The sequence below is a fragment of the Streptomyces carpinensis genome (assembly GCF_002154505.1).
In the GTDB taxonomy this organism is placed as follows: domain Bacteria; phylum Actinomycetota; class Actinomycetes; order Streptomycetales; family Streptomycetaceae; genus Streptomyces; species Streptomyces carpinensis.
Genome location: NZ_MUBM01000077.1, coordinates 1 through 13,533, shown reverse-complemented (window position 1 = coordinate 13,533; position 13,533 = coordinate 1). Strand labels below are relative to the sequence as shown.

At 68.6% G+C, this 13,533-nt stretch carries 10 protein-coding genes and 1 pseudogene; 4 read left to right on the top strand and 7 right to left on the bottom strand.

The window, feature by feature from the left end; translation table 11 throughout:
- The first annotated feature begins 238 nt into the window (after window positions 1–238).
- The gene (eccCa, locus tag BZY54_RS11210) at window positions 239–4,213 is read left to right on the top strand and encodes a type VII secretion protein EccCa (protein ID WP_086725017.1); all 3,975 of its coding nucleotides are present in this window, start codon (window positions 239–241) and stop codon (window positions 4,211–4,213) included.
- Window positions 4,214–4,424: 211 nt separating this feature from the next.
- Here eccCa and BZY54_RS11205 read toward each other — a convergent pair whose 3' ends face one another.
- The 5 genes from BZY54_RS11205 to BZY54_RS11185 form a co-directional block, all read right to left on the bottom strand.
- Window positions 4,425–4,724 (bottom strand): WXG100 family type VII secretion target, encoded by a 300-nt coding sequence (locus BZY54_RS11205; protein ID WP_086725016.1) that lies wholly within the window; start codon window positions 4,722–4,724, stop codon window positions 4,425–4,427.
- A gap of 74 nt (window positions 4,725–4,798) precedes the next feature.
- Window positions 4,799–5,140 (bottom strand): WXG100 family type VII secretion target, encoded by a 342-nt coding sequence (locus BZY54_RS11200; protein ID WP_086725015.1) that lies wholly within the window; start codon window positions 5,138–5,140, stop codon window positions 4,799–4,801.
- Window positions 5,141–5,292: 152 nt separating this feature from the next.
- Window positions 5,293–6,516: a S8 family serine peptidase gene (locus BZY54_RS11195; protein ID WP_244217096.1), complete on the bottom strand. Its 1,224-nt coding sequence runs from the start codon at window positions 6,514–6,516 to the stop codon at window positions 5,293–5,295.
- A gap of 98 nt (window positions 6,517–6,614) precedes the next feature.
- On the bottom strand, window positions 6,615–8,405 hold the full coding sequence (locus tag BZY54_RS11190; RefSeq protein ID WP_086725014.1) for a WXG100 family type VII secretion target: 1,791 nt from the start codon (window positions 8,403–8,405) through the stop codon (window positions 6,615–6,617).
- A 2-nt stretch (window positions 8,406–8,407) separates the two neighbouring features.
- Window positions 8,408–8,842 carry a hypothetical protein gene (locus BZY54_RS11185; protein WP_086725013.1) on the bottom strand — a complete coding sequence of 145 codons (435 nt, stop codon included), beginning with the start codon at window positions 8,840–8,842 and terminating at the stop codon, window positions 8,408–8,410.
- A 514-nt stretch (window positions 8,843–9,356) separates the two neighbouring features.
- Between BZY54_RS11185 and BZY54_RS11180 the strand changes: the two genes are divergently transcribed.
- Genes BZY54_RS11180 through BZY54_RS11170 form a run of 3 tightly spaced genes read left to right on the top strand, consistent with a single transcriptional unit; the run spans window position 9,357 to window position 12,692 of the window.
- Complete coding sequence (locus BZY54_RS11180) at window positions 9,357–9,836, top strand: hypothetical protein (protein ID WP_086725012.1); 480 nt, start codon at window positions 9,357–9,359, stop codon at window positions 9,834–9,836.
- A gap of 10 nt (window positions 9,837–9,846) precedes the next feature.
- Window positions 9,847–12,156 carry a DUF6571 family protein gene (locus BZY54_RS11175; protein ID WP_086725011.1) on the top strand — a complete coding sequence of 770 codons (2,310 nt, stop codon included), beginning with the start codon at window positions 9,847–9,849 and terminating at the stop codon, window positions 12,154–12,156.
- A gap of 32 nt (window positions 12,157–12,188) precedes the next feature.
- Complete coding sequence (locus tag BZY54_RS11170) at window positions 12,189–12,692, top strand: hypothetical protein (protein WP_244217095.1); 504 nt, start codon at window positions 12,189–12,191, stop codon at window positions 12,690–12,692.
- Window positions 12,693–12,736: 44 nt separating this feature from the next.
- On the opposite strand, the gene BZY54_RS11165 is transcribed toward BZY54_RS11170, so the two are convergent.
- Window positions 12,737–13,348, bottom strand: coding sequence for a hypothetical protein (locus BZY54_RS11165; RefSeq protein WP_086725009.1), 612 nt, complete (start codon window positions 13,346–13,348; stop codon window positions 12,737–12,739).
- Window positions 13,345–13,533: pseudogene (locus BZY54_RS11160) on the bottom strand (type VII secretion-associated serine protease mycosin); the annotation flags it as partial. The pseudogene BZY54_RS11160 and the gene BZY54_RS11165, both read right to left, overlap by 4 nt.

Here is a 13,533-nt window from a genome sequence, read left to right as displayed (position 1 = left end):
CGGTCAACTGCGCCGTCAGGTCCGGAAGGCGCGAGAGGCACGCGCATCGAACGTCGCGAATTGCCCGGTTTCACCAGGCGGATTCGCAACTGCTCACACAACTCCTCACCCGTCTCCCCGGCACCCTACCGCCCGCTGGTGCCATCGGTTGTCAGTAGGATCGCGGTTCGCGATCGGCGTCCGCCTGACACGGGGCGGCGGACAGAACACCCCGGTCGGGCTAGGGAATTGGTGCGTAGTGAGCCATATCGTCGTCAAGCGCCCCCCGCGGGCACTGCCGAAGGACGTGCCCACGGACGAGATCGTGCTGCAGCCCCCGCCGGAACTGCCGCGCGGGCCGCAGGAAGGCGCGCTGATGCAGCTCCTGCCCATGCTCGGCATGGGCGGTTCGGTGGTGTTCTTCTTCAACCCGCAGGCCCAGCCCTTCATGAAGATCATGGGCATGGTGATGGTGGCCTCCACGATCGCCATGGGCATCTCCATGCTGGTGCGCTACCGCCGCGGCAACCAGGGGCAGATGGCCGACATCCGCCGCGACTACCTGCGCTACCTGGCCCAGACCCGGCGCACGGCCCTGGACACCGCGCAGGCCCAGCGCGACGCCCAGTACTACCTGCACCCTTCGCCTGAGCAACTGTGGGCGCTGGTCGCCGAGGGCAGCCGGGTGTGGGAGCGGCGCACCGGCGACGAGGACTTCGGGCAGGTGCGCGTGGGCCTCGGACCGCAGTCCCTGGCCACCCCCCTGATCCCGCCGGAGACCGGCCCGGTGGACCAGCTCGAGCCGCTGACCGCCGGTGCGATGCAGCGCTTCCTCGCCACGCACGGCACCCTCGAGAGCCTGCCCATGGCCGTGTCGCTGCGCGCGTTCTACCACGTGACGGTCAGCGGCGAGCCGACGACCGTACGCGGTTCGGCCCGTGCGCTCGTCGGCTCACTCGCCTCTCTGCACTCCCCCGAGGACATGCTCGTCGCCGTGGCCGCCCACCGGGAAGCCGCACCGGAGTGGGAGTGGGCCAAGTGGCTGCCGCACAACCAGGCTCCGGGCGCCGCGGACGGCGCGGGCAGCCGCCGGCTGATCGCCACCGACCCGGCCGAGCTGGAGGACCTGCTCGGCACCCGTCTCCAGGGCCGCCCGCGGTTCCACCCGGGCGGGCCACCCGCCCCCGAGCAGCCGCACCTGGTGATCGTCCTCGACGGTGTCTCCCTGTCGCCGACGTCGCTGCTGGCCTCCCCCGAGGGCCTGCAGGGCGTGACGGTCGTCGAGGTCGTACCCGGCGAACTCACCGCGGGACGCGGCGACCTGTCCGTCGTCGTACGCCCGAAGGAACTGCGCCTGGAGTCCGCCCACGGCATGGTCTACGAGGGCACGCCGGACGTGCTGTCGTACGAGGCCGCCGAGGCGCTGGCCCGGCAGCTGGCGCCGCTCCGGGTCGCCTCGGGCGGGGACGACGACGAACCGCTGCTCGCCAACCTGGAGTTCACCGACCTGCTGAACCTGGGCGACGCGGCCTCCGTCGACCCCCAGCGCACCTGGCGGCCGCGCGCGCAGGCCGAGCGGCTGCGCGTGCCCATCGGAGTCGGCGAGGACGGCCGGCCCGTCATGCTCGATCTCAAGGAGGCGGCCCAGGAGGGCATGGGCCCGCACGGCCTGTGCGTGGGTGCGACCGGTTCCGGCAAGTCGGAGCTGCTGCGCACCCTGGTCCTCGGTCTCGCCGTGACCCACTCCTCCGAGACCCTCAACCTCGTCCTCGCCGACTTCAAGGGCGGTGCGACGTTCGCGGGCATGGCCCAACTGCCGCACGTCGCGGCGGTGATCACCAACCTCGCCGACGACCTCACGCTCGTGGACCGCATGGGCGACTCGATCCGCGGTGAGCTCAACCGCCGCCAGGAGATGCTCCGCGACGCGGGCAACTACGCCAACATCCACGACTACGAGAAGGCTCGCGCGGCGGGCGCTCCGCTCCAGCCGATCCCGTCCCTCGTCCTGGTCATCGACGAGTTCAGCGAACTGCTCACCGCCAAGCCGGACTTCATCGACATGTTCGTGCAGATCGGCCGCATCGGCCGGTCGCTGGGCGTGCACCTCCTGCTCGCCTCGCAGCGCCTGGAGGAAGGGCGCCTGCGCGGCCTGGAGACCTACCTGTCGTACCGCATCGGTCTGCGCACGTTCTCCGCGGCGGAGTCGCGCGCCGCGCTCGGCGTCCCGGACGCCTACGAGCTGCCGAACATCCCGGGTTCCGGTTTCCTGAAGTTCGGCACCGACGAGATGGTGCGCTTCAAGGCCGCCTACGTCTCCGGCGTGTACCGCACGAGCTCCCAGCAGGCGGCCGCCGCGCTCGGCGGGCCGCTGCCGGTCGACCGCAGGCCGGTACTGTTCACGGCCGCCGAGGTCCCGGTGCAGTACGTGCCGGTGCCGCGGCAGCGCCAGGAGCCGGAGCGCGACGAGAAGGACGACGCGCTCGCCGACACCGTGCTCGACGTGGTCGTGCGCCGGCTGGAGGCGCAGGGACCGGCCGCCCACCAGGTGTGGCTGCCGCCGCTGGACAGCCCGCCGTCGCTGGACTCCCTGCTGCCCGGACTCGCCCCGGTGCCCGGCCGCGGCCTGAAGCAGCCGGGCTACGAGGGCGCGGGCCGGCTCGTCGTCCCCGTCGGCGTCGTCGACAAGCCGTACGAGCAGCGGCGCGACCCGCTGTGGATCGACTTCGGCGGCGCGGCCGGACACATGCAGATCCTGGGCGGTCCGCAGTCCGGCAAGTCGACGCTGGTGCGCTCCGTCGTCGCCTCCTTCGCGCTCACCCACACCCCGCACGAGGTGCAGTTCTACGGCCTCGACTTCGGTGGCGGCGGCATGGCCTCCCTGGCCGGCCTGCCGCACATGGGCGGCGTGGCCTCGCGCCTGGACCCGGAGAAGGTACGGCGTACAGCGGCCGAGGTGTACGGCGTGATGACCCGGCGCGAGGAGTACTTCCGCGCGTCGGGCATCTCCTCCATCGCGGAGTTCCGCAGCCGCCGCGCCCGGGGCGACATCTCGGTCGCCGACCAGCCCTGGGGCGATGTGTTCCTGGTCATCGACGGCTGGGGCAACTTCCGCTCGGACTACGAGGCGCTGGAGCCGCTGGTGCTGGACATCGCGGCCCGCGGCCTGGGTTACGGCATCCACCTGGTCCTGACCGCCTCACGGTCGATGGAGGTCCGCTCCAACCTCAAGGACCACCTGATGAACCGCCTGGAGCTGCGGCTCGGCGACCCGATGGACTCCGAGTTCGACCGCAAGGTCGCCGCGAACGTGCCCACGGGCGTGCCGGGACGCGGTCAGACGCCGCAGAAGCAGCACTTCATGGCGGCGGTCCCGCGGATCGACGGCCTGTCCTCCGACACGGACCTGGCGGAGGCGACGACGGCCCTGGCGGCCGAGGTGACGCGTCACTGGCAGCAGCCCGGCGCCCCCGAGGTCCGCCTCCTCCCCCGCGCGCTCCCGGCCACGCAACTCCCGCCGGGCGACCGCTTCCCCCACCGCGGTGTCTCCTTCGCCCTGGACGAGGACAACCTCGAACCGGCGTTCGTGGACTTCGACCAGGACCCGTTCTTCCTCGTCTTCGGCGAGAGCGAGTCCGGCAAGTCGAACCTGCTGAAGCTGCTCATCCAGCGCCTCACCGAGCGCTACGACGGCGACAGCTGCAAGCTGTTCGTGGTCGACAACCGCCGTTCGCTGCTCGGGGTGACCCCGTCCTCGCACCTGGCGGAGTACATCCCCATGTCGAGCCAGATGCAGCACCACATGGACGCCCTGGCCGACCTGATGCAGCGCCGCACACCGACCTCCGACGTCACCCCCGAGCAGCTGCGCGACCGCAGCTGGTGGCGCGGCCCGACGGTGTACGTGGTCATCGACGACTACGACCTGGTCTCCACCTCCAGCGGCAACCCCCTCGCCGGCCTCACGGAGATGCTCCCCTTCGCCCGCGACGTCGGCGTCCGCTTCATCATCGCCCGCTCCACGGCGGGCGCGGGCCGCGCCGGCTACGAGGCCTTCATGCAGCGCCTCAAGGAACTCGGCGCCCAGGGAGTGGTCCTCGCGGGCGACCCCGGCGAGGGCGACCTGCTGGGCGGCGTCCGCCCGCGGCCGATGCCGGCGGGACGCGGGGTGTTCGTGTCCCGCCGGCAGGGGAGGCCGTTGGTTCAGGTGGGTTTGACGCACGGTGCCGACTGAGCGGAGCGCCCGGCTCGGCGCTCCGCTCATCCAGCGGCACTCCGTGGGGCGTGATCGAGGGTGGTGACACCAAAGGTGTCACCGCCCTCGACAAGAAGACCCGACCTCGGTCTTGGACGCACCGACCGAGTCGCCCGCCGCTCGGGACGCGAAAAACGGGGTGGACGCCTCCCGCGCGCGCCCACCCCGACATGACACTCGGCTGTCCGGTCTACCGGAAGTAGCTGGCCGCCTGCTTGTCGCCCTCCATGTAGTCACCGCCGGCCATGTGGACGACGTGGCCGATGCCGGTCAGGGCGGTGTGGATGTCGTTGGCTTCCTTGTCCCACTTCTGCAGCTTCTCGTGGAAGGTGCCCTGGGCCTCGCCCTCCCAGTACTGCATGCTCTGGACGACCAGCTGCCTGAGCTCGTGCAGGTCCCGCTCGAGCGTCTTCGCCTCGTTACCGATCTTCGTGGCGGCGAAGTCGAGCCCGTTGTAAGTGACGCTCAAGCCGTCGGCGTTGTTGCCCATCTCTGTCTACCTCGTCTGCTCGTGTCTGCCTGATGGAGGCCGGCTGCCCGGCCGATTCCGTGAAGCCGCCCGTGTCAGTACGAGCTGAAGGGAGAGACCGTCGGCGCGCCGTCGTGCACGTCGATCCGGTTGACCGACGCGCGCACGTCGTCTTCCTTGCTGTCCTTGATGTGACGCGTCTTCGTCATCGCCTCGATGACGTCGCCCAGGATCTTGCCGATGTTCTGCAGGGACTCGTTGATCTCGTACTGCTTCTTGTCGAACGCGGCGCGACCGATGCCCTGCCACTGTCCCTCGAGGCCGTCGATGACCTGCTGCAGGCTGTGCACCCGGCCCCGGATGCTCTCGTACTTGGTGTACATGTCGTTCTGCAGCTTGACTACTGCGGCATCTTCGAGCTTCTGCTTGTCAGCCATGACCAGCCCGCCCTTCCTCTGTCTGTTGTCTGGTCCAACTGTGTCGGCTCACCGCCGGGCGGCGGAGAGCACGCGTGCGGTGCCTGTCGGCACGGTCTCGGACGAGCCCTGGCCGATGAGCATCCGAAGCCTCCGGTTGTGCAGCCGGTTCCTCACCCGGCGCGGCGCGCCCGTATGACGGCGAAGCCTCCGCCGCCGACCACGATGACCGCCGCGGCTGCGCCGAGCGCGATCCACAGCGGGGAGTTGCTGTTCTTCTCCGACTCCGCGCTCGATCCTGCCGCTTCCGTCCGGCCGCCTGAAGAGTCGCTCCGGGGCTGTGACGATGCTGGTGCAGAAGCGGAGGCCGAGGCCGTGGGCGCCGCGCTTTCGCCGTCCTCCGCGGCGAGGGGATCGACGTTCGCGGGGCCGGCGTTGTAGTTGGCGTCCTCGAGGACTTTTCGGGGGCGAACGGCTCCGTAGCCGACGTACATGCTGGGATTGTTCTTCGCCCACGACCGGCCCGCGGTGTCGACGAGGGACCGCAGGACCTGGTTCGCGGTCCATGTCGGGTGAGCGGACCAGATGAGGGCCGCCGAGGCGGAGGCCAGTGCGGAGGCCGCCGAAGTGCCGCCTCCGTCCTTGCAGTACTGCTGGAACTTCGCGTCGCACCACCGCGGCATGTCCACACCGGGCGCGGCAAGGTCGACGTAATCGCCGTGCTGGGACGTCGGCGAGACCGTCCCTGACTTGTCGGTGGCCGATACTCCGACCACGTGGTGGTAGGCGGCCGGGAACTGGGGCTTGTTGCCCTGCTTGGCGTTGTCCCCGACACCGGCGATCATCAACACGCCCTTCCTGACCGCGTAGTTGAACGCCACGTCGCCGACCGTCTGAGTGCCGATCACGTACTGGTTGCCGATGGTGAAGTCGATGATCTTCGCTCCACTGTCGACGGCGGCCTTTACGGCAGTGGCCAGCGGGTAATTGGGGTCCGGAAGCTCGTCGTGTCTGATGGGCGGCACACGGATCGGAATGATCTCGGCGCCGGGGGCGAGGCCTTTGAGCCCGCCTCCCCTGCCCGTGCCGGCGATCAGCTCCGCCGCCGTCGTGCCCTGGCCCGTTGTGTCGTCCGTGTCGGTCACGCTGCCTTTGGCGAGCCCGTCCTTCACCAGAGCGTCGACGCCCGTCAACACCTGCCCGCGCAACGAGGGGGTGTCGGCGTGGACACCGGTACCGATGACCGCAACCTTGATCCCCTTGCCGGTGCTGGCCTTCCACATGTTCTCGGCCTGCATCGGCCCCAGGTACCACTGCTGCGACTGGGCTTCGTACGCTGCGGCGCTCGGTGCGAATCCCAGTCCCGCAGCGGTCAGGGCTCCGACGACCGCGCCCACGGCACGCGCTCGTCGTCCGTAGCGTGTCCTGAGGAGCACAGCCTGCTCGGTTCGTCGGCTGGTCCCTGACTTCATCGGTTCTGTGTCCTCACTCACGCTCAGTTGGCGGCCGGCGGCACATCACGCCGCGGCTCGGGCTCTCGTGTCTCTTCGTCTTCCATCGCGTACCGGGGACGCTGCGATCCCTCGGTCCTGTGCCGGCCCTCGGACATTCCTTGACCGCCAGGGCCGCGCACGAGGCCCGTGCCTCCTCGGGTCATGCCGTTCCGCTCGGCGCGCACGACGGAATTGCGCGCGGCCGGCCTCCCCGTGACGGCATCGGCCGCCGTCGTCCCGCCACGAGAACCGGGCCCGCCCGCAGTGGGCCGTCCGGTCGGCTCGGAAGCCCCGAACACACCACGCTGCCCCGGACGACCGGCCGCAGGACGCGAGTTGCCGGCTTCCTCGGCCCCGACGACTGTGCCCCGGGGAATCCTCGGCCCGCCCTTCGACGCCGGCCCGGCAGCGGCCGTGGGCCGACCACCCACCACGCCGTTCGCCCGTCCGGCACCAGTGGTCGGGCCGGTAACGGGGCGTGGCGTCGCCGAGCCGCCGGCGCGCGGCGCGCCGCCGGTGACACCGCGTCCCGTCTGAGCCGGCTTGGCGCCGGAAGTAAGCCCCTTGGCGGTCGCCTGGCCGGTCGATGTCGCCCGGCCCATCTGGTTCATGGGCCCCCGGCCCAGGGAACGACCCGCACCCGCGCCCGGTTTGCCCGCCGCGGACGTACCGCCTCGGCCCTGCGCGGTCGTCGGGGGCCGGACGCCGCCGACTCTGCCCGCGCCCTTGCCCGGGACGCCATTGGGGTAGGACGTCCCGTATCCGGGATAGAACGTGCTGTTCGAACCTCCGCTTGCGCCCGGGCTGCCGGTGACCGGCGGGGTGGGTTCGGTGATGTGCGTGGTCGAGGGCGGTGGCAGGGTGCCGACACTGTCGATGTTCGTCCCGACAGGGACGTCAGGGTGCGCCGTGCTCTGCGGGATGTGCCTTGCGGGTTCCGTGGGGTCAACGGGGACATGCCCAACCGCATGGTCGACCTGCGGAACCGGCGCATGATGACTCGGCACCACATGCGGTCCGGTACCCGAGGACACACTCGATGCCGGGTGCCCGGACGGATGGGGCGCGACCGGGGCGGGCTGGGGCACCCCGACGTCGGGCATGTCCTTGAACTCGGGAGCCTTGCCCTGCCAGGCCTTCAACTGCTCTGTCGACACGGAGTAGTACGACGACAACCGGTTCATCTGGTTGATCGCCTCCTGGCGGTGTTTCTCCACCTGGACGGCCGCCGCGTACGCGTCTTTGTGGCTGGTCTGCTCGGCTTGGGAGAAGTCCTTGGGTGACTTCGGGTCCGTGCGGTGGTCGCGAGGAGGCATGGCTTTGCGTACGGACGCAAGCCCCACGGCTGCCGCAGTGATCTGATCGCCGGCCCCGCCGGCGAAGTCGCTCAGCACGTGTGTGCTCTTGACGAGTTGCTCGCCCCAGGTACGGAAGGCATCGCCGGACTCTCCGACCCAGTGCACATGCTCGATGTGACCGCTGAGTTCCGTGGCTGCCGCCTTGATGGCGTCGCGCGCGTCCCACAGAGCCTTGCCCGAGGACTCCAGGTCCTCCGGGTCCGTCTGCTCGACGAGGTCGACCATCTGGTTGAGGTCGTAGTGCTCGAAACTCGTACGGCCGTGCATGGCCTTCCCGTACGGGGTGGCCTCGACCACCGCACGAAGGGGATCCATCACGAGGCCGCTGAAGAAGCCTGCGCCGCGAGGCTGTTCCTCGACACCGCGGGCAAGGTCTGTGAAGGAGTTCTCCTGTGAAACCCGGTCCAGGTCTGCCTTGTGCTGGTGGTCGGTCATCGTCAGTAGTCCGCCGTCTTCGCGCGGTGAGCATGGTCGTTCTTCGGTTGAAGAGTCCTGATCTCCGTCTGGATCTCCCAGAAGCGCCGGCGCTGCTCCTCCTCGAGGTTGCCGAAGCCCCGGTGCGCGCCCAGCACCGCGATGCCGATCGCCTCGATCTGCAGATGCAGGGTCTTGGAAAGGCTCGTGAGCCTGTCGTGCACGGCGTGGTACTGCTCGTACAGGTTGTGCGCCTCCTGGAAGCCACCGCTTCCACTGCTCAGCGACCCGCGGTTGATCGTCTGCGCACTCACCCGGGTCGGGCTGCCGGCCGACGACTCGAGATCGCGCAGGACCGCGTCCACCCGCTTCATGAACGTGGTCAGCGCCTCACCACTGGCCTCCAGGTTCGCTGCCCTGGCGGCCGACACGCCCCCCACCATGTCTGCCGGAAGCACGACGCCCCTCCCGTTTCCCCGTTCACCCCATCGGGCGACGTGACCAGTCAATCTCCGTACGATCGCAAACCAAGTCACGCGTCACAACGCGCTTCCCACTCTAGTCAGACCGCACATCGGGACCAACCAAGCTATGTCTCAACCCAGTTGCAAGACCGGCTCAGCCGCGCCACTTCCCCCGATTTACGGTCAAGTTACACAACACCTCGCCCCGTGGCGCCACACCTTCTTCATACGCAGGAGCACGGCCGCAGGGTCGCCACCGGAACAGCCCGATGCAATCTCCACCAAATTTCCACATGCGAGGCCGAAAACCCCCGCACTCCTCCTGGGGATCCGCCCCGCGGCAGCGCGTATTCCCTGAACCTTCACGCTCGACATTGGGTGCACAACGGACGTGACGCGGTTTTTTCTCGAGGCGGGTTGCTAATTTGACCGAACACCGCAGCATCGGAACCGCAGCATCCGCCCGCACGGACAGCGACGGCTGAGCACACGGGGGAAGGGGACCACCATGGCGTGGGACGAGTGGGAGAAGCTGAAGGCTCAGGCAGCCGAGCGACAGGCGACCCATATGCGCCTGAACCAGCTGGCGCCGGCCGACGGCGGCGGAGGCGGTGGATCCGGTGACCTGGTCGCGCACCAGGACGACCTCGGTGCTGTCGGGCACGAGGCCTACATCCTGTGGGACAAACTCCACAACGAGGCCGACATCGGCAGGGCGGGGGCGGGCAAGGACGGAGTCGGCTCGACCGCGCAGGCGGCAGCCGCTCTGAAAGCGCACGCGTTCGCGACTGGCAGCGCCCTGGACAAAACGGTCGAGACGTGGATGTCTCAGGTCAAGTCCGTGCTGCAGGCCTGCGCGCACATCTCCAACCACCTGGACTACAGCAAGAAACGCCACGCCGAGGACGACGCCGAGATCGCGACTGTTCTGCGAGGCAGTGACGGTGCGGCCGTGTCGGTGTCCAAGCTCAACGAGTACTTCAAGTAGGGGAACGCCGATGGCTCTGAAGTTCACGGACCTCGTCGACGTCGACCTCGGCAAGCTCGCCTCCGCCGTCTCGGACTGGAAGAAGACGGTCGACAGCCTCAAGACGCTGGCGGAGGGCGCCCGCACAGGCATGCAGGCCACGTCGGACAAGGCTCGCTGGGCCGGTGTCAACGCGACGGTCACACGGGAGTTCATCAACAAGACGGCGAAGGAGATCTCGGATCTCCACACCGAGGCGAACAGCATCTACCAGGTGCTCGACGACGGCCACACGGAACTCGCCTCGCTGCAGAAGCAGATCAAGCAGGCGGTGGAGGTGGACGCGAGCCATCTCGGCGTCCGCGTCGAGGACATCGGCGACGGAAAGGTGCGCTGCTTCTTCCCTCACATTCGCGGCGACTCGGACGAGCGCACCCAGGAGCAGCTCGACTCCAAGCAGGAGCTGGAGAGCCGAATCAACGGGATCCTCGCGCACGCCGCCGAGATCGACGACTCCGTCGCCCGCGCATTGGCGAAGAGCCACGGGAACGATCCCTACAACGCGGGTCACAGCAAGTACGAGTCCCTGAACGACGCCGAGGTCGAGCGCGCTCTGGAGCTCGCCCGCAAGGGCGACAAGATGTCCGACGCGGAACTGACCGAGCTCAATCGCCTGCTGCGCTTCAACTCCAGGGAGAAGGACGGGGAGTTCGCCACCGAGTTCTACCAGGGACTCGGTGGTCCGGAGAAGGCTCTGCAGTTCTACGCGGAGATGTCCATCGACGGCACCGACGCCGACGCCACCAAGACCCGCCTCAACGAGGTGCGCGACCTGCAGAAGGTCATGGGTTACACGTTGGCCAACGCCACCGACCCCGACCACAAGCATCATCTGCCGGGGTGGTGGAACACGGAGTTCCGGCGCCTGGGCACCCAGCAGATCGGCTGGGAGCGCGGCCAGATGAACAAGCCGTACGGCTACCAGGTACTCGGCGGCCTGCTCCGGTACGGCAACTACGACGCACGGTTCCTCACGCCCATCGCGGAGCACATCACCCAGCTCCACAAGGAGGACCCTTACCGCTTCCTGATGAACAAGCCCGCGGGCAGCCCCGACATCTACGGCTTCAACCCCTCCGGGCAGCTCGGCACCGGCAACGATCCTCTCAACAGTGTCCTGGAGGCGCTGGGGCACAGCCCCGAGGCCGCCGAGAAGTTCTTCACCCAGCCGCCGACCGCCTACAACGAGGACGGCACGGTCAAGAAGGACGGTCACCTCGGCTTCGACTCGTACCTCGACGTGTTCACCGACAAGGACTTCGAGTGGACGATCGACACCAACGACACGAATGTCCTCGCCGACGAGGACAAGACCAAGCGCGCCCTGGGCTTCGGCCCCGAAGCCCTTGGCCACGCCCTGGAGGCGGCCACGACGGGACGGCCGTACGACAGTGACGCCGCCGCCGACGCCATCAAGCACACCGAGGCGCGGGCGCACCTGGTGAGCCAGATCGTGGACAAGTTCGGCGAGCACCCGGAACTGCTGCGTCACAACGAGAACGGCGACCTCGAAAGCGAGGAGACCGGGCCCCTGTATGCCCTACGGGGAAGCCTCGGGGACATGACGGCGGAGTACATGGGGGACTTCCAGCGGGCCATGTATCGGGAGGGCCCGAGTAGCGATCTCTTCCCCACTTTCGGCGAGGCGGCCAACCTCGACAGCGATCACGCGGCTCGCTTCCTGGGCGCTGTCGGGCAGGACCCCCACGCCTATGCGGCGATCACCAGCGCACAACAGGCCTACACGAGCGAGGCCGTGGACCACGTCATCAACGGCGACAGCCACTCCACCGCATCATTGGACGGACGGGTGAGCGCCGCAGTCGCCCCGGGTTCAGCGATCGCCGGAGTCATGAGTGACGCCAGGGCGCACGCCATTTACGAGTATCACGCCGCCTCGGACAAGGAGTTCAACGAGGCCGCGGCCGACAAGCAGAAGTGGGTCAATCGCATCCTCGGCATGGGCATTGAGAAGGTCGGCGAGCGGGTGCCGATCGCCGGTGCACCTCTTGAATGGGCGTCGGAGGACATCCAGGAGTCCATCATGAAGAGCATCGAGAAGGACTCCGCGACCGACGCAGAGCGGGAGGCGGGAGCCGATTACACCCAGGGTCGTAATGCGGCCATCGACTCTGCCAGCGATGCGGTGGACCGCGCTTTGATCAGCAACCAACAGATCAATCCTGACACCGCCGACGACCTCCGGCGCGCCGCGCGAACTTCCGCCGGCCAAAGCCACTCGGACGGCGCCCAATGGAAATCGGAGAGCAGCGCCCATTGAAACGTCAAACCTATGTCCTACGTGGTGCCTCCGTGCTCGCCGTGGTGGCGACGGCAGTCGGTTGTTCGTCGGGCGAGCCCAAGAGGGACTTCGCGGTTCCGAAGAACCTGTGCGGCGTGTCGGCCCCGACCGAAGCGCTCTCCCGTCTGCTTCCCCCTTCCGGCAAGAACCTCAAGGTGGAGCATGTCGGGGAGCCCGGTGCCGGGTCCGAACTCTGCAATGTCAGCGTCGACGACACCATGGTGCTCGTGGTCAGCAGGGAACGCATCGACACGGGTGACTCGGCCCAGCACATCCTGGTCAGTCGGCTGCACGTCTCACAGCAGAAGGCGGCTGACAACGGCTCCATCGCGTACACGGATCACGCTGCCGTGTCGATGATCAAGTGCCGGGGCGCCGGCGTCGAGGTCGAAGACATCAGTACTTTTGTAAAGGTACTCAAACCCGCTCGGCCAAACGAGGCTGCGATGAAAAGACTCATCACCGATTACACATCGGCCTACAAGAAGCAACAGCCCTGTAAGGCCGGATCCTGACCGGCCTTGCTTCACTCTGAGGAAGCGCAACCGTCAATGAGTGCTCAGCACTCCCCCACCCGACTGACAACCCCATACGTATAAACCGGCATCGTCACCTTCGCCCCGTCGCCCGGTAGGCCCGGGGCCGCCGTGTCCGCGTCGTCGGTGTGTTCGCGGGTGACGTGCATGCAGAAGGTCTTGGCCGCGCCGGTGGCTGTGATGCGGTAGGCGGCCTCGGTGGCGGTGGTGGGGCCGGTGAGGGTGGCGGCCACGCCGAACTGGGGGGCGTCGCCGCCGCCGTACTGGACGATGGTGTCCTCGATCTTCGTGGCGTACTCGCCGTCGAAGTCGGCCGGTGCCGTGCCGTCGTCGTACGGGTCGCCGTACTCGAAGCCGCCGTTCAAGTCCTCCGTCGCTCCCCGGACCGCGCTGGTGAGTTCGTCGTCGCTCCAGGCGCCGTCGTCGGCCACGGCGAGGGTGTGGAAACCGGTGTAGAGGCCCAGTGCGGCCATGACCAGCAGCAGGACCCGGGCGACGACGAAGGAGGACTCGGGGACCTCGGGGGCCGACGGGTTGACCGAGTGGCGCCAGGCGCGTACGCGGGAGGCTTTCACGCAGGCCATCGCCACCAGTACGGCGGACAGGATGAAGCTGGTGGTGGCCATCGTCGTCATGCGGCACCGCCGACGCGTCCGTGGCGGCGCCGGGCGTCCCGTACCGCCACCGCCGTTCCGCCCAGGCCCGCCACCACGACCAGGCCGCCGATCACCACGTAGGTACCGAGGCGGGTGTTGCGTTCGTCGGCTGTCTCGCCGAAGTGGAGGGGGGTGACGGAGGGGGCCTCGGCTCGGGTCACGCC